Here is a 25,637-nt window from a genome sequence, read left to right on the forward strand (position 1 = left end):
ATTCTCCATTAATTAGTAGTTTGTTTTTTTATTTTTTCTTGTCTTTTAAAATTTCTGTTTTCTAATTTCATTATTCTTATTTCTTCTTGAATATACTTTTTCTTTAAAAAAAATAACTCTGTGACTTCCTTTTTAGTCAATTCTGCTGTTAATTCATTTTCATTAACTAAAAATTTACTTGATTTAAAATTGAGGTATAATTCTTCTTCTAGATATTTTAAAAACATTGCAATTTTTTTAAAAAAAGTTAAGGCAGATTTTTTGTACTCTACTTTATTATCCATTTTATTAAATTGTCTTTTAGTTTTTTTGATTAATTTAATTAATTTTTTTGTGTTATTTTTAACATCATCAACATTTTTTTTATTTAAGGCTGATGTTGAAATATTAATTAATTGGTCATGTAATTCATTAACATGAAAATTTATATTTTTTATATAAATAATTTTTTCTTCATTTTCAAATTGAACATTTTTTTCTAAAAAAGTTAAAAATTTTGCTCTAAATTTTTCTAATTGACTTTCATATTTTCTTAAAATTGGTTTAAAAACTGGATCTGGATTAATATTGACTTCTTTTTCTGCAATTGCTTGCATTATTTGCAATGAATATTTATCAAAATCTAAATTTTCATTTCATTCAGAAATATAATCATCAGATATAATAAGTCCATTATCTAAAACAATAATTCTTTTACATAAATAATTAAAAGTAGTTTCATCTGGTGAAATTATTATAAAAGTTGCCTTGTTTTCATCTCTATATTTTTTTAAAAAACTTAATACTTTCACTTTAAAGTCTATTCCTATAGTAGATGAAACTTCATCTAAAACAACAAATTCTGGTTTATGAAGTATGGCAAGGGCTATAGAAAATAATTGTAATCAAGAATTATTACACATTGATAAAGTTTTTTCTCACCTTGATGAAATATCAAAAACATTTAAGATTTCATCTAATCATTCCTTATCTTTCATATTATAAATATTTTTATACAATTCAAAAATATCTTTAACTTTAAAACCATCAGGTCAAGATGTTTGTCTAAATTGAAAACCAATTGAACTTAATGCATCTCCATTTGAAAAGTAATATTCTATGATTCCACCTGTTTGTTTTATTTGACTTGCAATTAATCTTCCTAAAACACTTTTACCAGATTGATTTGGTCCAATAAGAGCAATACCTTCACCTTTATAAATTTTCAAATTTATCTTTTTAATTGCTCAAACTTTTTTGTTAAATATTTTTGAAACATTTTCTAAAACTACAATTAATTCTTTTTTATTCATATACTCACCTATTTAACTTTTTTAATAAAATCCTCTACAAGTTTTCAATACATTTTATTATGACTAATTTGTGTTCTAATATGTTCTCCTGTTTGAAAAATATGAATCACATCTTTTTCATTTAAAATTTTTCTTAAACTATAAAGTTTTTCACTATCAACATAATCTGTAATTTTATCTTCTTTGGAATGAATAAATAAAATAGGAAAAGATTCTTTACATAAAGGTAACATGTATTTTGGTGTATTTCCTTTTACATCGATATTATGATTTTGATTATACACTTCTATTACGTCTTCTACTAGTCCATCTAAAAAATTTCCAACTAGAGGTCCTCCAATTGTATTTATTATTTTTTTTAAAACTTTTTCTGTTTCAAAATAGGAAGAATCAGAAATTCCAAATGAAATTTTATATTTTTTTGGATTTATATCTAATGCTAATCTATTTAAAGTATGAGCACCCATACTAAAACCAATAAAAGCAATTTCTTTTGGATTAAAATTTTCTTTAAGGTAGTTTAGAGTTGCTTCTAAATCTTTTTGTTCATTTATTCCTAAAGTAATTTGAGCATCATCTGATTCTCCATGATTTCTAAAATCGAATGAAAAAATATTATATCCTAAACTATTAAAATAATATGCTCCCACAGCTGATGCTTCTTTTGAAGAAGAATAACCATGAATTGATATAATTCATTTTTTTGTTTTTTTTGGATTCAAATGATAAATGCCAACAATATTTTTATTGTCAAAAGATTTATATTCTACTCTATTAAAATTATTTAGATTTAACTCAAGAATTTTTTCATCTTTAATTTCATTTGCAATCGCTTGTAAATAAATTTTAAGTAAATTTTTATATCCTTGATTTTTATATAATTCAAAATTATTTCTATTTTTATCATTTAAAATTTGAACTATTTTTTCAGTTATTTTACTAGCCATTTTTACACCTCAATAATATAATAAAATAAAAATTCTACATTAGTAGAATTTTTATTTTATTATAGTCAGTGTACTATTCCTTCTCTATGAGTAGTCCAATCAGCATCGACTTCTTTTTTATTTTGATTAAATGTTTTCATAAAATCATTTATTTGTTCTCTTGTTCATAATTTTTGACTTATTTTTGCACCATAATAACTATATTGTGCAGTTCCAAATGCTTCATAAGATTTTGAATATGGAATTAAATTGCTAACTGTTCAAGTAATTGGCATTGCTCTTGTATACAAAGGAAGTCCAATAAATGTTTCATAGAAAAATGAATATTCTTGTTCTGCAAAATTTTTATAACGCTCTTGTTCTTCAGTTATATTTGCATCAATATCTGAAGTTTTATTTGTATAATTAATTCATGCTTCTAATAAATCTTTTGCAGCTGAACTGTTATCATTATTAGTAGCAGAAAATGCTATTTCATAATCATCTACAGAAATTGCTTTTGTTAAATTAGATTTAGTTTCTCCTTTCTTTTTAAATAATTTTGTATTTCCATTATAATTTGAATATGCTCCACCAAGAAATTGTGTTTCTAAGAATGAAGAAGGATCTTTATAGTCAGGTGATCATCCAGATATGAATAGATCAAATTTTCCAGATTGTGCTTTTGTAACATATTCATCTGTTGAAACTGGTGTTGTACTTTCAACATAAATTGGATTATTTTCTATTGAATTAAATGTTTTAATCATGTAGTTTACATATGGATTTGTAGAAACACTTCCTGATGGTGAAAGTAAAAATGATAATTTAACTTTTCCATCTTTATTTTTTACTAATTCATTTTTTGAAATAAATTGATTAATTGAATCCATTAATTCATTTCTAGATTTTCCATATAATTTTTGAGAGTTATCCAAGAATACATCTTTTCCATCTTGTAATGAATACGAATCATCAGTTGGTGGAGTAGTTCCTGTTTTATTATCATAAACATCTGAAACAAATTTTGTGTAATCTTTTCCTTCAAAACCAGCAACTTCTGTTCCTGTAAATGTATTTCTAAGCATTTTTGAAGGTTCACCAACTTCATCAATTGTTTTTGAAAAGTATCTTACAAATTTACTTCTGTCAAATGTAGTTGATAGAAAAGCTCTTACATCCTTTGATTGTAATAATTTTGAAGCTGATTCAGCAATTTTTTGCTCAGTTGGATTTGAAGCATCATTCATATTTCAATTATAAAAATTGTAAAATATTAAAAATGACGCTGCACTATCTGCAGATTTAGTTGTATATGCTCCATCAAAAATTGGATTTTCATAATCATCTCCGATATATGTTTTTCAACCTTTTAAATCATCTGCTGAAATATTAAATCCTGTAGTTGAACCTGATTCAAATAATGTTCTTGTTCTAGATGAAGAAGAACCTTCAAGATAACTATATTCAATTGTTTCAATATTTACATTATCTTTTAAAGGATAATCTTTATTTTTTTGAAGAATTATTTTTCCATTTGGATTAACTTCTTTTGGTAAAAATGCTCCATTATATCAAGTTTTAGTATAGTCAGTAATTACACCTGAGTATGCTTCAATAATTGGTGAAAACACTGAATATGTTAACAAACTTTCAAAGTATGGTGCAGATTTAACTAACTTAAAAGTTACAGTTTTTTCTTCATCATTTGCTATAATTCCAAATTTATTATTATTGATATAATCTTTAAATATTCTTTCTACAATTTCTTCTGAACTTTTTTTACTTTCTTTACTTTCTTTACTTTCTTTACTTTCTTTATCAATTTGTGCATTTATTTCTGCTGCTCCAACAATAAATGATGTTCATAAACTACTAACATCAGAACCATTTGCTGAAACTAAAGCATATTTTGCAGCTGTTATAATATCACTTGGTAAAACATCTCTTTGTATCACACCATTATGATCACTTCATTTAGCTTCATTTCTTATTTTATAAGTTCACTCTGTTTTATTATCATTTGTATCTCCAACATATGAATATTTATCATCATTTGAATGTTTTGATTGACCATATGTACTTTCAACAAGAGAACCATAAATTCTCCCATATTCATCAGTTTTTAATAGTGTATCAAATACATTTGATAATACTCTTTGATCTTCTGCTTGCATAGTGTGTGCAGTATTTCAACTTGTAATATTAAATGAATAAGTATCTTTAAACACATTTGGGTCAACAATTCTATTCATAAGTGAATCAAGAGAAATTCCACAAGCAACAATCGAAGAAGTAACTAATGTAGTTCCTAATGTAAAGCTAAATAACCCTAATGTTTTTTTCAAAAAATTTTTTGCCATAGTTATTTTCCTTTCTCTATTTTAACTTTCTTTTAATTTCTCTAATCTCTCTCTTATTTGCTCATACAAAATGACCTGGTAGAACTTCTTTAAAATAAGGTAAATCAAAAATATAATCTCTATGTTCTTCTTCTGGAATATAAACAATTAATTCTGTTTGCTTTGCAAGTTCAGGAACTGGAATTGGAATTGCAGATAACAATGCTTTTGTATATGGGTGTAAAGGATTTCTAAATAATTCCTCAGCAGGAGCTAATTCAACAATTTCACCATGATATATTACAGCAATTCTATCAGCAATGTGTCTTACAACTGAAAGATCGTGAGCGATAAATACATATGTTAAATCCAATTCTTCTTGAAATTTTTTAAATAAATTTAAAACCTGTGCTCTAATTGAAACATCAAGAGCACTAATTGGTTCATCAGCAATAATTAATTTTGGCTTCATTGCTAAGCTTCTTGCAATTCCAACACGTTGTCTTTGACCTCCCGAAAATTCATGTGGGTATCTTGACAGATGTTCTGGTAATAAACCAACAGATTTAATTAATTTTAAAATAATATGTTTTTTTACTAAATTTGGAGTTGCTTGTTCTATTGTTATCATACTATCGGGATTTTGTTCATTAAATTCCTTAACATACAATTCCTTAAAAATTTCTCCTTTATATAATTCAGGGAAATTTTCCATACCTTCTGCAATTATTTCTTCAATTGCCATTCTATCATTTAATGATGAACCTGGATCTTGAAAAATCATTTGAATATTTTTTCTAATTTCTCTTTTTTCTTTTTTTGTTTGTTTTTGAAAAAAGAAAGATTTTTTTACTATTTCATCAATTGATGGTAATTCTAAAAAATCACTAAGTTCTATAAATGATTGAATTTCTTCTTCTGTATAATTTCTTTCTATACCTTTTCATTTATAAAAGTACTCAATTAATTCTTTATCTTTTATGATATTTTTTTCAATAATTTTTTCAATACTTTTAAGTTCATCCTTCAATTGTTTTAATTGATTTTCAGTAATAGATTTTTTTTCTTTTATTATTAATTTTAATTTATCCTCAAATTCAGTATTTTTTAAACTTGAAGATAAAATTTCTAATTGTGAATAATCAATATTTTGATTTTCAAATATTTTAAGAATTTTTTTACAATTATTTAAATTCATATTTTTTCTTGATCAAAAATCAGTCTTAAAGTAATTTATTTTTTTAAATTCTAAATCATTAAAATCTGTATTATTACTCTCTAAAATTTTTAATTGTTTATTGCACTCTTGAAAAAAATCATCACGTCTTACATAAAGTAATTTATTATAATAATTAATAAACTTTTCACGGCTCTTTAATGGAGCTGATAAGGCATGCAATTGAAATTGCATTTCCTTAACTCAAACTAGTTTTGCTAAAAATTCCTTATGATTTTCAACCATTTCTTTTCAAAGAGCAAATAAAATTTTAAAAGTTTCTTCCACATTTTTAGATTTTAATTTAAAATATTTTTCTCTTTCTTTTGCGATATTATTACAAATTTTATAAATATTTTCAGCATTCTCTTTTAAATCTAACACTGCTTCTTTTGTTTCTTTTAATTTTGAAATAACAGAAGTTTCTAATTTTTTTGATAACTCAGGAATATAACTATTTAAATTATCTACAAATTTAATCATTTTATCTTCATTTTTGATAATTTTATTTATATACTTTAAGTTTGACAATAAAATTCCATTTAAATAAGTTAATTTTCCTGCTTTTAACTTCATTTCCAATTCTTTTTCAATATCTAAAGATAAATTATTTTTAAATTTATTATAAACTTCTTTTAAAGCTTTAATTCTTGATTGAATTTCTTGAGTTGTAATATCCATTTTTAATGACATATTATCAACTTTTTTTGAAATTTCTTTATTTAAATTATATAAACTTGTTGGTTTTCCAACAACAATAGAATCCTCCATATAAATTGCACCATTTTTTAAAGGTTGTACTCCAACAATTGCTCTTCCAATTGTTGTTTTTCCACTTCCTGATTCACCAACTAAACCAAATATTTCTCCTTTATAGATATCAAAACTAGTTTCTTTTACAGCATTAAATTTTTTGCCCTTATTGCGAAATTCAATCACTATATCTCTAATATTTAATAATACATCTTTATTAATTTCTATTGACATAATATTAACCTACCTTTTCTGCTTCTATAATTCTTTGAGTTAAATTTTTTAAAATATTTGGTTTTTCTATTTTTGGTGATCTTGAATCTAAAAGTCAAGTTTTAGCAAAATGAGTTTCAGAAATTTTAAACATTGGAGGTTCTTTAATATAATCAAGTTCTAATGCATATTTATTTCTTGGAGCAAATGCATCTCCTACAATTTCATTAAATAGTGATGGAGGAGTTCCTTCAATTGAGTACAATTCATCTCCTTTTTTACCAAGTTGAGGTAAAGAAGATAATAACGCTCAAGTATAAGGATGTTTTGCATTTTCAAAAATATCTGTTGCTGTTCCAACTTCAACAATTTGTCCTGCATACATAACAGCAACTCTATCTGCAATTTTTGCAACAACTCCTAAATCATGAGTTATAAAAATTACAGTAAATTTATATTCTTTTTGTAAATTTTTAATTAAATCTAAAATTTGAGCTTGAATTGTAACATCAAGTGCTGTTGTTGGTTCATCACAAATTAATATCTTTGGTCTACATGCTAAAGCAATTGCAATTACAACTCTTTGTCTCATACCCCCAGAATATCTTCCAGGAATATCTTTAAAACGTTTTTCAGGATCTGGAATACCAACTTTTCTTAAAAGTTCTATTGCCTCCTTTTTAGCCTCCACTTTTGAAAGTCCTATTTGCTTTCTTAAAACTTCAGTTATTTGAAATCCAACAGGCAATAAGGGATTTAAAGAAGTCATGGGATCTTGAAAAATTGTAGAAATAGTTTTCCCTCTTAATTGTCTTATTTCTTTTAAAGCTTTAATTTTATTTACTACATCAGAATTTTTTACTCTCTTTCAATCAACTAAAATATTATAAAAGTGAGCTTGATCAAGTTTTTGTGTATTGATAATTGAATAAGAAAGAATTTGTAATTCCTTTTCAAATCTATTTAAATATTCTTTTGTTGAAAAATATTCATTAACAAATTTGACTTCTTCATCATTTCAAGCCATATTAGTTGATATAAAATTTTCAATCATTGCAATTATTTTTGAAATCTTATTTCTACTTTTTAAAGTTAAGGGTTTAATTTTATTAATATCAATTTTATATTTTAAAATTTCTAAATATTTCTCTTTTATAACTTCATCTCTATAATTATTATCATTAATAAATTTTATAGTATCTTTAATAACCAAAATTTTAGCCTTTGTTTTTAAAATTTTATTATTTCTTTTATTACTTCCATTAAAATCGACATTTGATTCCAATATACTTAATTCTTCTTCTTTTTTAGTTAAATAATTTTTAAATTTCAAATTATTTTCCTCTTTTATTTGTTTAATATTATGTTCATTAATTAAAAAATCTTGAAAATAATTATCATAAGTTTGAATATTTGCTTTTATTAGTTCTGTAATTTGCTCATTTGTTTCATTTAATAATGAATTTTCTAATCTGAATAAATCAAGCTCCTTTTTAATAATATTTTTTGAATATTTTGGATTTAATTTATAAATTTTTTTAATTTCCTCAATAAGATTTTTAATCTTTAAATTATTTATTTTAACAACAGTTTTAATTGAATCTTTTGTAATTAATGGACTTTGTAAATTTACAATATCAATTGGTTCTTTAAAGTAAGTTTTTTCATCACTAATTGAATTTTGATTTGGTCTATAAACAATTGAACCATTACTAATTCATCCATTTGCTTCAAGCATTCCAGTAAATGTTTTTGTAATAACTGATTTTCCACTTCCCGATTCACCAACAATTGCCAAAACTTCTTGATCATAAATTTCTAAATCCACATTTCTAATTGCAGTAAGAAATCTTCCTCTTACTTGAAATTTTACTTCCATATTTCTTACAGATAAAATTCTATTTTCTTTATTCATAAAAATTTTTTTCCTATCTATGTGTTTTTGGGTCTAATGAATCTGCAAATACTTTTCCAACAAGGAAAAATAATAATGAAATTCCACCAACAAAAACTACTGGAATAATTAAAAGATGTGGATAAACTTCTCAGTCTGAACCTAATAATAATTCATTAAGAATTGAACCAAGAGAAGCTTGATCTAAAGTATTTGTTACAAATCCAAAGTTATAATAAGCTAATAATGAATCTATTGCTATTGCTGTTGGTATTGCAAAAGTTGAAGTTTGGATAACTATTGGCAAAATTTTTGGCATAATATTTTTTCTAATAATTTTAGGTCCTCTTGTTCCTAAAACTCTTGAAGCAATATTATATTCTGCATTTCTAATAATCATAATTTGAACTCTTATAATTCCTGCAAGAGCAATTCAACTTGTTATTGATATTGCAAAAATTAAAATTGGTAATGAAGTGGAACCTCCAAATAAAAATATAACAATTAATCATAAGATTAATGATGGAATAAGACTTAAAAATCTTGTTATTTCAATAAACACCATATCTAATTTTGAGTAAAATCCTCAAATGGCTCCTAATAAAATTCCTAATAAAATTTGAATTGATGCAACAAATAAAGTAAATATTAATGTTGTTCTAGTTCCAACTCACATTTTTGTTCATAAGTCTTCTCCAAATTTTCCCAATCCAAATAAATGATCTCAACTTGGTGATTCAATATCAACTCCTGGTGTATCTACTGGAACAGGTTCTGCACCAATTCCTATAGAAAATGCCATTAAAATAATTGTAATTAATAAAATTGATGAAATAATAAATGTCTTTGATTTAATAATTCTTGCAAATACTGATTTTCAATAACTATATGGTTTATTGCTTATTTTTTCTGCTTCCTCAAGTTTGCTTCCCACAACTGTAAATAATGAATTATTAATAGAATTCATTTCTTCTTGTGAATATTGTTTTTGTTCCATAATAATTCCTCCTATTTTTTAGTTAATTTAATTCTTGGATCTAACATTGCTAGTAGTAAATCTCCAACTAAACTTGAAAATACTCCAGCAGAAGCAGAAACAAAAATATATCCTAAAACAACAAATGTATCTTTATTTGCAACACCATTTAAAATGAACTTACTCATTCCATCAATTGATCAATGTCTTTCAACCAAGATACTTGAACCAAATAATGTAATTATAAACACTTCAGGCATAGTTTTAATTAATCTAATACCTGCATTTCTAAAGATATGAATATAAAATACATATTTTTCACTTAATCCTTTTGATAAAGCAAATTTTGCATAATCTGCTGTCATTTCATCAATTACATATCTTCGAGTACTTACAATAATCATTGGCATTATAAGTAACATAACCCCAATTACTGGTCAAATTTTAGTTCCAAAAGAAGAACCATCATATGTTCCATTTGCACCAAATACATAAATTGACATTTTATATAATAGTGAAATCAATACTAATGCAGGAATTGCACTAATTATTAAACTTGTACCATTAATTGCACTATCCGATGATTTATCTTTATTTTTTGCAGCAAGAATCCCCAAAGGAACACCTAAAATATAAGAAAATACAACTGCAATAGATCCAACTGCAAATGATGTTGGAATAGATCTTGCAAATGCATCTTGAACAAGAGATAAAACTTGTCCTCCACTTGCTTTATTCATAAACACACCTAAATAAAATCACATTTGTTTATGTTCTCCAAGAACATTTCCTGAAGTATCAACAACAGGATTTAATAAAATGTCTTTAGGTATAAATGGTGTTATATTTCTTAAATAAATAAATAATTGAGTAATTAAAGAACCATCTACTCCAAATGCTTTCATTCTATTATTTAGCAAATTATAGTATGCATCTGTTCCAAATTCTATTCCCATTTTTTCTAGATTAATATCTGCTAAATAAGCAGAATCTGTTGTTACAATTCTTAACATTATAAATACAAAAGCTATTGCAATATATAATGTTATAAAAGCATAAAATATTCTTTTTAATGAGTAACTAAAAAGTGGTGTCTTATCCATAAAATCTTCAAATGAAGAGTTAACTTTATTTAATCCAAATTTTAGTTTTTCAAATTTACTAGTTCTCAAATTAATTATTTCATTATCTAAATTTGTACTTTCTACAAGTTCATCTAACGAGAGATCACTAATTTCTGAACTATTTTTTTCTAGTTTCATATTGATAAAATTTCCTTTCTATATTAGCTTTTATATGCTACTCTTATATAATAAATAGAGGAGTAAACACATGAAAGAACAAAAAAATACAAGTAATTTAAAAAAATTAAAAGATTTACGTGAGCAAGAAAAGTTAGCTCACAAACAAGAGATATCAGATAAAGTTAAAAAACTTAATTCAGATCCTCTTGAAACTAGAACAAAGTTTATTCATTCTAAAAAACTTCGCTGATATGATTATTTAATCATATTTGGTTTTAGTACATTTATTATAGGTTTAGCTTTTATTTTAGGTATTTTTGCTTTCCAAAACATTGAAAAAACTGAATGAATTATAACTGCAATTGCAGTATTTGGTTTACTAGTTTGATTAATTCTTGGATGATACAAAAATAAACAAGTTGCTAAATTTTATAATGATGTACGAAGAAGATATCAATCTTCTCTTTCTGAAGAAGAAGGACATTTAAGAAGAATTTCTAAAATTATTCTTCTTATTTGTTTAATATTGGTTATAACTTCAATAATTCTTGGACTTATACTTTGAGTATAAGTTTTTTTATATTCTTAAAAAAAGAGTATTTTAATTTAGAAGTGTAGTAAATTTTATTACCTAATTACTTATAAATTAAAATACTCTTAGTATTATTAGAAACCTATTAAAAATTAAATATTTTATATCAATATCATTTAGAATAGTTTTTTAAATTTTATAAACAACTGGGTCATTTTACCATATCTTTTTCATTTCATTTATACGCTCTACGACTCATTACATTGCCTTTAAAAAACTTATTTTTAAATGACAATGGAGAAAACACAAAAAAGACACAAAATTTATTAACTTTTTTTAATATAGAATGCACCATTTATTCTGGTCTCCTTCATCGTCTAAAACAATAGTACCAAATATAGAAAAATTTTCAATCATTAGATATAAAAAAATAAAATTAAAAAACTTTACATTAAAAATGTAAAGTTTAATAAATTATTTAAGCTTTTCAAGCAGATGAATTTTGATGTAATTTTGGATCACCTATAACATCTGCTAATGCACTTTCAAATGCTGCTTTTAATTCTTTTATTTTTTCTGCAGACAATAATTCAGTATTTAATTCAACATCTCAATATCTATATTTTCCAAGCCCATATGGAGCTGTTGATTTTGAAAATGGTTGACTATATGAAACACTAAATTCTACTGGTGCAGCTTTTGTAAAAATTGGTAATAAATATGCATTTTCATATATTAATGTTGCTTCTTCATCAGCAAAATGTTCCATTCTTATATCTTCTGATTCACTTTCATCAATTGATTTAATTTTTTGTGAATAATTTGAAAGTAGTTCAAAATGATTTTTACTTACATCATCAGTTTCTACAAGAACTTTCGAATTAATATCAGTTTTAACACTATCTCATTTATTTTCATCTAATGAAAGATCCACTGAAGAATCTAAATTTTTATACATTCTGTTTGAACCCACATAGTTCTCTAAATCTCCACCAATTCTGTAAGTTGATAGATATGTATATGGATCTGCATAATCAGCACTTCATCCACTTAATGATAAGTAAATTTTTCCTTCATTTGTAATTTGTTTGTAATCATTTGCACTATTTACTCCTGAAGATTGAATAATTTCAATTTGATTTCCAGCAATACTATTAAATCCAGCAAACATATCTAATAATTTTGGATTTAAAGTACTATTATCATCTGGATTCAATGGAAACTCTAACTTTAATTTTCCACCATTTGCAGCTAAATAACTTTTTATAGCTTCATCTTTTTCAAAGTAATCTGCAACAGCTTTTAGCTGTTCTTGAAGAGTTCCTCCAGCATAATTTTCATTTTCATAGAAAAATTCTTTTCCATCTGCTAAATCACCATTTTTTATATCACTAAAGTCATCTTTTTTCTGTAATGATTCTGTCAAGAAACTAACATAATCTTTTCCATTTGATTCAATAAAATCAGGTGTATATGTATTTCTTATCATTTTTGAAGGTTCACCATCTTTATCAAAAGCAGATGAAAAGTAAGATACATATTTTGATCTATCTAAATTTGCAGATATAAACTTTCTTACTACTGGATTTTGTAAAGCTCTACTTGCAATAACTGCTTTTTGACTTACAGCTGAATTTGTTGATTCAATGTTTGAATTATATATATTAAACATTAATGTCATTGACGAAGAAACATCGAGTGAAGCACTTGAAGACATTCCTGCTGTTGCATTAGGGTTTTCTCAGTTTCCAACATACTTTTGTCACCCCGCAGTATCTGCAACTGCTGGTCTAAATGCATCAAGTGCTTTAGATTCAAATAATGTTCTTGTTTTATCTGACCCCCCAGTAATATAAACATATTTTAATCTATTTATATGTGTATCTTCTACTAAGTGATAGTTTGGGTTTTTATCAAGTATAATGTTACCTGTATTTACATAACTTGTTGGTAAAAATGCTCCTGAGTAATAACCTTTTCTATAGTCACTATCTGCTAATGGATTTGTAACTGCTGCTGAGTAAATTGGTGAAAACACTGAATATGTTAATAGTGTTTCAAAATAACTAGCAGATTTTTTTAATTTAAAAGTTACTGTATTTGCAGATTCATCAACCACAATTCCAAGACCAGCTTTATTTGCTTCTCAAATTGAATCAAAACTTCCATTTGGATCTGCTTTTGAAGCTACATATATTTCATCAGTTCCTTTTATAAATGATGTTCAAATACTAATAACTTCAGAACCATTTGACGCATTTAAAACATATTTTGCTGCATTTAAAAAGTCCGAAGCTGTTAATGTTGCAATTTTATTTCCTTGATAATCACTTCAAGTCGCATCACTTCTAACTTTATAAGTAAATTCTGTAAAATTCTCATTGTGATTACCGATATATGTATTTGTTTTACTATAATCTGTATTTGTCAATTCAAATATATCACCATAAATTCTTCCATATTGATCTGAAGCAAGTGGTGTAGCATTTGTATTTGCCAATATTGTATGATCTTCTGAGTGCATTGTATATGCTGTATTTCAGTGACCAACAGGCAATGAATAGCCTAGTTTAAAAGTATTTTCTGGATCTGCATTTGATCCACAAGCAATAACGCTTAAAGTTGTTGAACTAATTAGAGTTACACCCATTAGTCCAAATAATAATTTTTTCATTTTCTTTTCTCCTTTTTTATAATTTATCTTTTATTTCTTTTAATTCTCTTTTGTTTAAATAAACAAAGTGATTTGGTTTAATTTCTGTAAATCTTGGTAAATCGAACATATAATCACTATGTTCTTTTTCAGAATTATAAATAATACTTTTTTCTTTTTTTGCCAATTCTGGTTCGGGAATTGGAATTGAACTTAATAATGCTTTTGTATAAGGATGCAATGGATTAATAAATAATTCATTTGCATCTGCTAATTCTACAATTTGACCATGATAAATAACTGCAATTCTATCAGCTATAAAATGCACAACACTTAAATCATGTGCCACAAATATAAAAGTAATACCTAATTCTTCTTTAAATTTTTTAAATAAATTTAAAACTTGTGCTCTAATTGAAACATCCAAAGCACTAATTGGTTCATCAGCAACAATAATTTTTGGTTTCATAATCAAACTTCTTGCAATTCCAATTCTTTGACGTTGACCACCTGAGAATTCATGTGGATATCTTGATAAATGCTCGGGAATTAAGCCAACAGATGTTAATGCATTTAAAATTAAATATTTTTTAACATCTTTATTTTTAACTTGCTCTAATGTAATTTTTTGTTCTGGATTTAATTGATTATAATTAATCATATATTCATTCCTAATTTCCTCAGATTTATATAATTCGGGGAAATTCTCTAATCCTTCGCCAATAATTTCTTCAACAGCCATTCTATCATTTAATGATGAGCCTGGATCTTGAAAAATCATTTGAACATTTTTTCTAATCTGTTTTTTTTCTTTTTTTGTTTGTCCTTTAAAAAGATATGATTTATTAACTATTTCATCAATTGAAGGCATCTCCAAAAATTGCACAAATTCCTCTAAATTTTGTCATTCTTCTAAAGAAATATCTGATTCAATATTTTTTCAAAGCATATATTCATCAATAAGTTCTCTATCCTTAATAATATTTCTTTTAACAATTTTTTTTATATAATCAAATTCCTTAACTTTATCATTCAAATTTTTTTGAGAAATATTATTATTAATTAAAATATCTTTCAATTCATTTTCAAAATCAGTATTTTTCAAATCCTTTGAAATTGATTTTAACATTGAAAAATTTGGATTTACCTTTTGCATTTCAGTTAAAATTTTTGTACAACCATTGATATTCATATTATTTTTTGATCAAAAATCATTAATAAAATAATTATATTTTGCAAGAGTTTCATCTTTTTCAAAATTTGGTTTTTCTTTCAATAATTCTATTTGTCTTTTGCATTCAATTAAAAAATCATTTCTATTAATAAATATTTTTTTATAATAATAATTTAAAAATTTATTTTTTCTTTTAAAAGGTGCAGATAACGCTTGATTTTCATATTGATAGTTTATTGTTTCATCAAGTTTTTCTAAAAATTTCTTATGATTTATTATTATTTTATCCAATTTTTGAAAAATATTTATAAAAATTGTTTTAACATCAATATCTTCACAAGTGTATTTTTTTTGTAATTTTAAAATTGGCTGTGCAATTTCATAAATTTCATCTAATAGTTTCTTTAGCTGTAAAATACTATTTTTTACCTGATTTTGTTTTAATAAAATTGTTTTTTCTAAGTCTAATGAGATTTCATCAATTGATTTACTTATATTTGTAATAAATCTAATAATTCTTTCTTCATTAAGAAGAATTCTATTAATATACTTTAAATTTGAAAGAAATATATTATCAATAAATTCAACTTCATTTTTTTTAAAATTTTTTTTAAAATCTTCATTTGAAAAATTTTCAAAATTTGGATTTTGTTTATAATTTTTTTTTAAATTATTTATAAAATCATTTAAATAAATAGTTGTTGCATTCATTTTTATTTTCATGCTATACAATTTTTTTGTAATTTCTTTATTTAAAATAAATAATCTTGCAGATTTTCCAGCAATAATATCATTTTCCATATAAATTGCACCATCTTTTAATTGTTGAATTCCTACAATTGCTCTTTCTAAAGTAGTTTTTCCACTACCTGACTCTCCTACTAAACCTAAAATCTCTCCCTTTTTTATATTAAGATTAGTTTCTTTTACGGCATTTAATTTAGAACCTTTTGATCTAAAGACAACTTTTGCGTCTCTTATTTTCAAAAATGCATTTTCTTCATAAAATTTACTCATAAAATTCCCTTTCTATTCTTTCATTTTAGATTTTAAATTTATAATTTCTTTTGGTTTTTCAACTTTAGGAGCTCTTTTATCAAGCAATCAAGTCTTTGCAAAATGAGTTTCAGAAACTTTAAACATCGGTGGTTCAAAATTTAAATCAACTTCCATTGCATAATTACTTCTTGATGCAAATGCATCCCCCTCAATTTTGTTAAATAAAGATGGAGGTGTTCCTTTAATAAAGAATAAATCATCTCCCTTTGTACCAAGTTGAGGTAAAGAATACAACAATGCTCATGTATATGGGTGTTTTGGATCATAGAAAATATCTTCTGTTGTTCCAATTTCAATTATTTGTCCTGCATACATAACTGCTATTCTATCAGCTAATTTTGCAACAACACCTAAGTCATGAGTTATAAAAATTACTGTAAATTTATATTCTTCTTGTAATTCTTTTATTAAATCTAAAATTTGTGCTTGAATTGTAACATCAAGTGCTGTTGTTGGTTCATCACAAATTAATATCTTTGGTCTACATGCTAAAGCAATTGCAATTACAACTCTTTGTCTCATACCTCCAGAATATCTTCCAGGTATATCTTTATATCTCTTTTCTGGATCTGGTATTCCAACTTTTCTTAAAAGTTCTATTGCCTCTTTTTTCGCAGAACTTCTACTCATTTTAAGTTGCTTTATTAAAATTTCAGAAATCTGAAAGCCCACTGATAATAATGGATTTAATGAAGTCATTGGATCTTGAAAAATTGTTGAAATAGTTTTTCCACGTAATTTTCTTATTTCTTTTATTGCTTTAATTTTATTAATAAAACTAAAATTTTTAATTTTACTTCAATCTAATAAAATATTATTTAAATGATCTTCATCTATTTTTTTTTCATTTATGAAATTATCAATTAGGTCTTTTAATTCTAATTCAAATTTCTTAAAATGTTTCTTATTTATAAAATAATTATTTATAAAATCAATATTTTCCTGATTTAATTCAACATTATTTTCATAACTTTTCTTTAGAACTTCAATCATTATTGATATTTTTCTTCTTTCAAAAAAGTTTAAGTGTTTAATTTTTGAAATATCAATTTTTAATAATTCAATACTATTTTGTAAATCACTAATTATGTCATTTTTATATTCATCGTTAGAAGATATTTTTTTCAGTTCTTCTAAGTTATTTAGTCTAAATGTCAATCTATCAATTTTAATACTAGCATTATTTTTTTTAGAGAAAAAAATTTTCTCTTGTTGTTCAGTAATTTTTCTTCCAATTTCTAAAATTTGATTTTCGGTTTTTTGACTGTCTATTCCATTTATTTTTTTTATTTTTTTATCAATTTTTCTTATCTTTCTTTTAGTAATTTTGATAATTGATTTAATTGTAGTTTTTTCCATTAATTGATTTTGAAAATTAACTAAATCAATTGGTTTTTTAAAATATGTATTTTTATCATTTTGGGACTCAAAGTTTGGAGAATAAACTATTGACCCATCACTTATTCACCCATTATTTTCAAGCATTCCTGTAAAAGTTTTTGTAATAACTGATTTTCCACTACCCGATTCCCCAACAATTGCAATAATTTCCTTATCATAAATATCAAGTGAAACATTTCTAATAGCTGTTAGAAAATTTGATCTTACTTGAAATTTAACCTCTATATTTCTAATTGATAAAATTTTATTTTTCATATTCAATATTTCCTTATCTATGTAATTTTGGATCTAATGAATCTGCAAAAACTTTTCCTACAAAAAAGAATAATAGTGATATACCACCAATAAAACAAATTGGTATTATTAACAAGTATGGATAAGCCTGTCATGTTCCATCAGCAATAACCTCATTTAAAATAACTCCTAATGAAGTTTCAGTTAAAGGATTTTTTACAAATCCAAAGTTATAAAATGACAATAATGAATCAAGCGCTATAGCTGTTGGAATTGCAAAAGTTGAAACTTGAATTATAATAGGCAGTATTTTGGGAAGAATATTTTTTCTAATAATCTTTGGACCTTTAGTTCCTAAAACTTTTGATGCAATATTATACTCTGCATTTTTTACAAGAATAATTTGTACTCTTATAATTGAAGCCAATGAAATTCAACTTGTTAGTGAGATAGCAAATACTAAAATACCAAAACTTGAATTACCTCCAAAAACAAATATAATGATTAGCCATAAAATAAGTGATGGTATCATATTTAAAAATCTTACAATTTCAATAAATAAGATATCCAATTTTGTATAAAATCCCCAAATTGAACCAATAAATATTCCTATCAAAATTTGAATACTTGCAATAATTAATGTAAATAATAATGTAGTTCTTGTTCCTATTCACATTTTATTTCATAGTGATTCACCTAGTTTTCCAAGTCCAAATCATTCATCTGCATTTGGTTTGGCAGGGCTATTATTTGGTCTATCAACTGGAACAGGCACTTCATCTAAGGCAATACTACACGCTAAAACCAAAAATACAACTAAAATTAAAAATGATACGATAAATAGTCTATTCAGTAAAATTCTTTTAAATACAGATTTTAATAACTATATGGTTTAGAATTAATTTTTTCTACTGTCTGATCTTTTATTTCAATAAATTTAAACATGGAACTATCTATTTGATTAAATTTTTGAATTTCTTTTTCTTTACTATAAATTATCTCCATAAATAATTCCCTTCTATTTTGTTAATTTTATTCTTGGATCTAATAATGCCATTAATAGGTCACTCAATAATGAAGTAAAAACTCCACTAGCTGAAGAAATAACAATATAACCTAAAACAACATATATATCATTTGTACTTACACCACTTAAAATATATTTGCTCATTCCAGGAACATTTCAAAATCTTTCAACAAGAATACTTGAACCAAATAAACATAATATAAAGGCTTCAGGTAAAGTTTTTATAACTCTAATTCCTGCATTTCTAAATATATGAACATAAAATACATATTTAGAACTTAAACCTTTTGAAATTGCAAATCTTGTATATTCTGAAGTCATCTCATCAATAACAAATCTTCTTGTATCTACAACAATTATAGAAATCATTAAGAAAACAACCCCAATAATGGCAAAGAAATCTGAATAAGAATTTTCACCTCAAATTCCCATAGAACCAAATACTTTAATTGATATTATTCAAATCATGGTAATTAAAACTGTTGCGGGAATTGAGCTAATTCCTAAGAAAAAACCTTTTATTCCATTATCAATTGTTTTTTCTTTATACTTTGCAGAAAGTATACCTAATGGTATTCCAATTACATAAGATAATAAAAGAGCGACTCCACCTAATAAAAATGAAATTGGAATAGCTCCTTTAAATTCATCTAGAACATTTGAATTTACAAAACCATTATTCTTATTCATTATTACTCCAAGAAAAAATCAAGTTTTTTCATATGTTCCTTCAATTACTAAATTATTTATTCTAATTGGTAAAAAAACTTCCTTAGGTATAAATGGTGTTATATTTCTTCAATATATTAAGACTTGTTTTATAAGTGACCCACTTAAACCATAACCAATTTTTCTATTTTCAATCAAAGCATAATATTCAACACTTCCAGGTTTAATTGAAGTTGGTTTTCCAAAATCATAATCTGAAACTAGTGCTGAATCTGGCATAAACAATACAAGCAATATATAAACTATTGCAATTGATAAATACAAAGTAATAAAAGCATACAATATTCTTTTTAAAGAATAGCTGAATAAAGGTGCTTTTTCAAAAAATTCTTTTCTGGTAGAATTCAATTTTAAAACTGAAAACTTAAATTTTTCAAAAAATGATCCTTTAGTTTTTTTTACTTCTTCGTTTAAATCAACAGATTCAAGTAACTTCTCTAACTCCAAATCACTGAGTTTGTCTTTTGATACATTTTCCATAATTTCCCCTTTCTGAATAAATATTTTGATAATTTAATTAATATACTAAAATTTAAAAATTGTAATTTTATTTAGAATTAGTTAAATTAATTTTTTCCTTAAACTATTTTGAATTATGTTGTTTTATTGTATTTATAAATTTCTTTTCTTTCTTATTCATTTCCTATTTTATAATAAGTTTTCTATTCCAATATTAGTTTCCCTTCTACTAATAAAAAAATAGTATATCCTTTAGAATTTATTTAAAATTTATTTAAATATTTTCTGTAGATATACTATTCTTGTAATTATTTTACCTGGTTCACTTTATTTTAGTTTGAACTCGAATTTCAATCTACATAAAAAGATTTTTTTATAATATTTTTTAAAATTAGGCGTGTTAAAAAAATAATTGTGAACAATTTTTATTTGTTAATTTTAGTAAATGAAAAAGATCACCAGCTGCTTGTGATTCATAAATTTTTCCTTCAAGTGCAAATAATCTTATACTAATCATTACTTATTACCTCAATTAAATTTTTTTATAATATAAAAATATTTTATGTTTGTCAACTGTTTTTATAAAATTAGTTTATTTTATGTATATTACAACAGAAATTTTAAAAAATTAGTCAAAAAAAAAGTGCAAATTTGCACTTTTATGAATAATTTATAATTATTGATAACATCGAATTATTTTTTCAATTATAAGTTTTTACTATTTCTCATTTTTTTAAATTCTCTTTGATTACCATACACAAAATGATTTTTACTTACTTCTTTAAAATATGGAATATCAATTTCATAATCAAAGTGTTCTTTTTCGTAGTTATAAACTAATAGTTTTCTATTTTGTGATAAATCTGGATCTGGTATTGGAATTGCACTAAGTAAAGATTTTGTATAAGGGTGTAATGGGTTTTTAAATAATTCTTCTGACTCCGCTAATTCAACTATTTTTCCCTTATAAATAACAGCAATTCTATCAGCAAAGTATTTCACAACAGATAAGTCATGTGTAATAAATAAATAAGTTAAATCAAATTGTTCTCTAAATTTTTTAAATAAATTTAAAACTTGTGCTCTAATTGAAACATCAAGAGCACTAATTGGTTCATCAGCAATAATAATTTTTGGTTTTAAAGATAAAGCTCTTGCAATACCAATTCTTTGTTTTTGACCTCCAGAAAATTCATGTGGATATCTTGACAAGTGTTCTTCTGATAAACCAACTGATTTAATAAGTTCTAATATTAAATCATTTTTAATTTTCGAAGATTTAATATCTTTTAAAGTTATTTTATTTTCATACACTGCATTATATTTTTCAAGAAATTCTTGCTTTGCTTCTTTTGATTTATAAAGAAAACTAAAATTATCAATACCTTCAGATAATATTTCAGAAATTGACATTTTATCATTTAATGATGAGCCTGGATCTTGAAAAATCACCTGTGTATTTTTTCTATTCATTCATTTTTCCTTCTTAATTCTTTTTCTAAATAGGAATGAATTTGTAACAAGTTCATCAATTGATGGCAATTCTAAAAAATTAATAAATTTAAGTATTTCCTCTTTTTCTAAACCTTCAAGAAGTTTCTTTTCTGGTTTTCAATTTAAATAGCTTTGTATACTTTCTTCATCTTTTAGAATATCATTTTTAATAATTTTTAAAATATATTCATATTCTTTTTTATATTCTTTTAATTTTAATAAATCTACTTTTGAATTATTATATAAAAAACTTTTTAATGATAATTCAAATTCTGTTTGTTTTAATGAGTTTAAAAGTGAATTAATTTGATTCTGAGTATAATTATTTTTATTGATTAGCTTAAATATTTTATTAATTGATGCTAAGTTCATATTTGATTTTGATCAAAAATCTTTTAAATAAAAATTCAGCTTTTCAATTTCTTTATTATCACTAATATTCGATTTCAATAATAAATTAAGTTGTTTTAAAATTTCTTCATAAAACAATTCTCTTCTAATAAAGACTAAATCATAATATTTTTTTGAAATTTTATTTCTTTTTCTTAAAGGTGATGATAATGCCAGATTTTGTTCCTCTAAATTAACAATTTTCTTATAATTTTCTACTATATTTGTAAAGAAGTTAGATACTGATTTTATATTTTCCAAAATACGAATTAAATAACTATTTGAAATACTTTCTAAATTATTAGATTTACTTAGCATTTCTTTAAATAATTCTAATATATTTAATAAATATTCATAGCTTGAAACAAGATTATCTTTAACAAAAATAACTGAATTTTTTGTTTCATTATTCTTTGAAATAATAGCTTTTTCTAATTCTTTTGGTACCTCTGGAATATAAGAGTCAATATTCATAATAAATTTATTGATTCTGTCAAAATTTATTAATATTGAATTTATTGCTTTTAAGTTCTTAGAAATTAATAAAACTAATATTTTATTTTTTTGCTCTAAAAATTTTAAAGCATTTTTTATTTTTTCTTCACTTATTTTTTCAAGATAATAATCATCTGAAATTAATTTAATATCTATTAATTCTATAAATTCATTAAACAATAATAATAATGAATCAATTTTTAAATTCATTTCCTTTAATTTTTTTGTAATTTTCTTATTTAATTTAAATAAACTAGTTGGAGTTCCTGCAATAATTTGACTTTCCAAATAAATGGCACCATCTTTTAATTGTTGAACACCAGCAATTGCTCTTCCAATTGTTGTTTTTCCACTTCCCGATTCTCCAACAAGCCCAAAAACTTCACCTTTATATATATCAAAACTCACATTACTAACAGCTGTATTTTTTTTACTTCTATTTCTAAATTGAACAACAATATCTCTAACATTTAATAATTCTTCTCTATTACTCATTTTCTGTTCCATATCCATGTTGTTGTTTAATAAATTGATGTAAATTATCTAATGCAACTGGCCTTTCTAATTTTGGTGCTCTTTCATCTAATAATCAAGTTTTTACTAAATGTGTATCTGATACTTTAAAAATTGGTGGTTCATATAAATAATCAATTTTTAATGCATATTTATTTCTTGGAGCAAATGCATCTCCATTTATTTTTGAAAATAGTGATGGTGGAGTTCCTTCTATTGAATATAAGTTTTCTCCTTTTGTTCCAAGTTGAGGTAACGATAACAATAAGGCTCAAGTATATGGGTGTTTTGCATCATAAAATATTTCTTTTGTTTTTCCCATTTCTACAATTTGTCCACAATACATAACTAGTATTCTTGTTGCAATTGATGCAACAACTCCTAAATCATGTGTAATAAATACAACTGAAAAATTATACTCATTTTGTAAATCCTTTATTAATTGCAAAATTTGAGCTTGAATTGTAACATCAAGTGCTGTTGTTGGTTCGTCACAAATCAATATTTTTGGTTTACATGCTAATGCAATAGCAATTACCACTCTTTGTCTCATACCACCTGAATACATTCCTGGAATATCTTTATATCTTTTTTCAGGTTCAGAAATTCCAACTTTTCTAAGTAGTTCTATAGCCTCAACTTTTGCTTCTCTTTTTGATAACTTATGATGTTTTCTTAATACTTCAGAAATTTGAAATCCTACTGATAATAATGGATTTAATGAAGTCATTGGATCTTGAAAAATTGTAGCAATAGTTTTTCCTCTTAATTTTGTAACTTCTTTTAAAGATGTTCTTCTATTTAAAAAATTAAAGCTTTTAATTTTTTTTCAATCTTGCATAATATTTAAAAAATGTTCCTTATCTTCAAAAACATTTTTTTTCAAATCAAAGTAAATTTTTTTAAGTTGTGAGATAAATCTAACCGAATCGGATTTTGAAACTAAGTATTTTTCTATAAAGTAATCTTCTTGTTTTGTAAATTCCAAATTATTCTTAATTTTAGATTTTATAATTTTTGTTATTTTATTTAATGTAAATCTTTCAAAAATATTTAAAGTTTTATATTTAAAGTAATCAGATTTCTCTTCATTAATTTTTGTATTAATTTTTTCTAACTCTTTATTTTTAAAATCTTCATTTTTTAATTCATTTTTATATTTAATCAATTTCAAATTTTTTTCTAATTTACTAATTTTAAAATTTATAAATCATGAATTTTTAAATAAATTTTTTTCTTTTAATGTTTTTAATGTTTTTTCATTTTCAATGATCATTTTATCTCAATCATTTAATTTTTCTTTTAAATCACTTTTATTAATAAAGTTTATTTTGGAATTCATTTTTCTTATTTTTTTCTTACAATTTCTAAGAATAAATTTTCTTGTTGGTTTGTCAATTAATTGTTTTTGAGTATTAACTACATCAATTGAACTTTTAAAATCTTTATCATCTACATTTGGAATATATATAATTGAGCCCTCACTTATTCAACCATTACTTTCTAACATACCCGTAAAAGTTTTTGTAATAACTGATTTGCCACTTCCTGATTCTCCAACAATAGCCAATATTTCTTTTTCATATAAATCAAAAGAAATACCTCTAATAGCAGTTAATAACTTACTTCTTACTCTAAATTTAACTTCCACATTATTAACTACTAAAATTTTTTTACTTTCCATTTTATTGTTACTCCTTATTTCTTTCTATTCCTGGCTTAAAAACTTATTTTTTATAATAATCTTATTTATAAAAACCACCCCCTATTATAAGGTGGTGGTGTATAAATTTCTTTATTGAATTCAAACATTAAATTATTACTTAAACTCTTTAAAATTTAGTAATACACTCACTAAAAATAGTTTATTTTTTAAATACAATTAAATATATTAAAGTGATGGGTTAATAGTAATTTCTTTTTGATCTGATAAATATTTAGAAACATTTGCTGCCTTTATATTTACTTTTTTTCCTTCCACTAAAACTTGTGGATTATCTGATGACAAAGCACTATCAGATTCATAATCAATTTCAAAATCAGTTGGTGATACAGCAGAATTTACATTTTCTAAAGTTTTTATAGCGTTAAGAACTGCAGCATCTGATTCTTCTTTTGATTGACCTGCTCTTAAAGTAAGATTTAAAGTATCTAATGAAATTTTAACAACCTCAGGAACTTCAACTTCACTTTCAGTAGCAATTACTTTTAATTTAAAATCAACAGAAGGAGCATTTCCATATGATAGTTTAATTGATACATTTCCAACTTTAAATGCTTCAAGTTTTAATCTTAACTTTTTAGCAGGAACTTTTACTGTACTTCCATCAGATACATAACTTAATTCATCAGTTTGTACTATTTCTAGAACTTTTAATACTGAATCATCTGATGAAATAACTGCTAATTCAATGCTTTCTTCATAACCTCCTACAAAAACATCTGCATCCATTTTTTCACCAACATGAATTACTTGAATATCATTTGGTGCTGTTAAGACATTTTTAGGTTGTGTACTTACAGAATCACTACCACAAGCTACAACAAATGAACTAGATAAAGAAACAATACTTACTGATCCAATTAATGATAATAATTTTTTCATCTCTTTTTCTCCTTTA

General features: G+C 24.1%; 17 protein-coding genes. 1 reads left to right on the forward strand and 16 read right to left on the reverse strand.

The window, feature by feature from the left end:
* Window positions 1–8: 8 nt before the first annotated feature.
* The 7 genes from STAIW_RS04205 to oppB (STAIW_RS04235) are packed head-to-tail and all read right to left on the reverse strand — an operon-like array spanning window position 9 to window position 10,874.
* Entirely contained in the window at window positions 9–1,292 is a 1,284-nt protein-coding gene (locus tag STAIW_RS04205; RefSeq protein ID WP_020834588.1) for an ATP-binding cassette domain-containing protein, read from the reverse strand.
* Between the two features lie 8 nt (window positions 1,293–1,300).
* Complete coding sequence (locus tag STAIW_RS04210) at window positions 1,301–2,239, reverse strand: alpha/beta hydrolase (protein ID WP_020834589.1); 939 nt, start codon at window positions 2,237–2,239, stop codon at window positions 1,301–1,303.
* Window positions 2,240–2,298: 59 nt separating this feature from the next.
* Complete coding sequence (locus STAIW_RS04215; RefSeq protein ID WP_020834590.1) at window positions 2,299–4,581, reverse strand: ABC transporter substrate-binding protein; 2,283 nt, start codon at window positions 4,579–4,581, stop codon at window positions 2,299–2,301.
* 16 nt (window positions 4,582–4,597) lie between these two features.
* Window positions 4,598–6,763: an oligopeptide ABC transporter ATP-binding protein OppF gene (gene oppF / locus STAIW_RS06750; RefSeq protein ID WP_020834591.1), complete on the reverse strand. Its 2,166-nt coding sequence runs from the start codon at window positions 6,761–6,763 to the stop codon at window positions 4,598–4,600.
* A gap of 4 nt (window positions 6,764–6,767) precedes the next feature.
* Complete coding sequence (gene oppD / locus STAIW_RS06755; protein WP_020834592.1) at window positions 6,768–8,657, reverse strand: oligopeptide ABC transporter ATP-binding protein OppD; 1,890 nt, start codon at window positions 8,655–8,657, stop codon at window positions 6,768–6,770.
* Window positions 8,658–8,670: 13 nt separating this feature from the next.
* Window positions 8,671–9,633: an oligopeptide ABC transporter permease OppC gene (oppC, locus tag STAIW_RS04230; protein ID WP_020834593.1), complete on the reverse strand. Its 963-nt coding sequence runs from the start codon at window positions 9,631–9,633 to the stop codon at window positions 8,671–8,673.
* 11 nt (window positions 9,634–9,644) lie between these two features.
* Window positions 9,645–10,874: an oligopeptide ABC transporter permease OppB gene (oppB, locus tag STAIW_RS04235; protein ID WP_020834594.1), complete on the reverse strand. Its 1,230-nt coding sequence runs from the start codon at window positions 10,872–10,874 to the stop codon at window positions 9,645–9,647.
* 70 nt (window positions 10,875–10,944) lie between these two features.
* Between oppB (STAIW_RS04235) and STAIW_RS04240 the strand changes: the two genes are divergently transcribed.
* A complete protein-coding gene (locus tag STAIW_RS04240) occupies window positions 10,945–11,427 on the forward strand; it encodes a hypothetical protein (protein WP_020834595.1) in 483 nt (160 codons plus the stop codon).
* Between the two features lie 439 nt (window positions 11,428–11,866).
* On the opposite strand, the gene STAIW_RS04245 is transcribed toward STAIW_RS04240, so the two are convergent.
* From STAIW_RS04245 to STAIW_RS04280, 9 genes are all read right to left on the reverse strand, one after another.
* Window positions 11,867–14,062, reverse strand: coding sequence for an ABC transporter substrate-binding protein (locus STAIW_RS04245; RefSeq protein ID WP_020834596.1), 2,196 nt, complete (start codon window positions 14,060–14,062; stop codon window positions 11,867–11,869).
* A 16-nt stretch (window positions 14,063–14,078) separates the two neighbouring features.
* The gene (oppF, locus tag STAIW_RS04250; RefSeq protein ID WP_020834597.1) at window positions 14,079–16,232 is read right to left on the reverse strand and encodes an oligopeptide ABC transporter ATP-binding protein OppF; all 2,154 of its coding nucleotides are present in this window, start codon (window positions 16,230–16,232) and stop codon (window positions 14,079–14,081) included.
* A 12-nt stretch (window positions 16,233–16,244) separates the two neighbouring features.
* On the reverse strand, window positions 16,245–17,930 hold the full coding sequence (oppD, locus tag STAIW_RS04255; protein WP_020834598.1) for an oligopeptide ABC transporter ATP-binding protein OppD: 1,686 nt from the start codon (window positions 17,928–17,930) through the stop codon (window positions 16,245–16,247).
* 13 nt (window positions 17,931–17,943) lie between these two features.
* Window positions 17,944–18,717: an ABC transporter permease gene (locus STAIW_RS04260; protein ID WP_020834599.1), complete on the reverse strand. Its 774-nt coding sequence runs from the start codon at window positions 18,715–18,717 to the stop codon at window positions 17,944–17,946.
* Between the two features lie 68 nt (window positions 18,718–18,785).
* The gene (locus STAIW_RS06725) at window positions 18,786–18,914 is read right to left on the reverse strand and encodes a hypothetical protein (protein ID WP_020834600.1); all 129 of its coding nucleotides are present in this window, start codon (window positions 18,912–18,914) and stop codon (window positions 18,786–18,788) included.
* Between the two features lie 13 nt (window positions 18,915–18,927).
* Window positions 18,928–20,145, reverse strand: a complete 1,218-nt coding sequence (oppB, locus tag STAIW_RS04265; protein ID WP_020834601.1) for an oligopeptide ABC transporter permease OppB — start codon at window positions 20,143–20,145, stop codon at window positions 18,928–18,930.
* Between the two features lie 684 nt (window positions 20,146–20,829).
* A complete protein-coding gene (oppF, locus tag STAIW_RS06760; protein WP_020834603.1) occupies window positions 20,830–22,998 on the reverse strand; it encodes an oligopeptide ABC transporter ATP-binding protein OppF in 2,169 nt (722 codons plus the stop codon).
* Window positions 22,991–24,700, reverse strand: a complete 1,710-nt coding sequence (gene oppD / locus STAIW_RS06765; RefSeq protein WP_020834604.1) for an oligopeptide ABC transporter ATP-binding protein OppD — start codon at window positions 24,698–24,700, stop codon at window positions 22,991–22,993. Before oppD (STAIW_RS06765) ends, oppF (STAIW_RS06760) begins: the two co-directional genes overlap by 8 nt.
* 207 nt (window positions 24,701–24,907) lie before the next feature.
* On the reverse strand, window positions 24,908–25,621 hold the full coding sequence (locus STAIW_RS04280) for a lipoprotein (RefSeq protein ID WP_020834605.1): 714 nt from the start codon (window positions 25,619–25,621) through the stop codon (window positions 24,908–24,910).
* Window positions 25,622–25,637: the final 16 nt, after the last annotated feature.

It is taken from the genome of Spiroplasma taiwanense CT-1, assembly GCF_000439435.1.
Classification (GTDB): domain Bacteria; phylum Bacillota_I; class Bacilli_A; order Mycoplasmatales; family Mycoplasmataceae; genus Spiroplasma_A; species Spiroplasma_A taiwanense.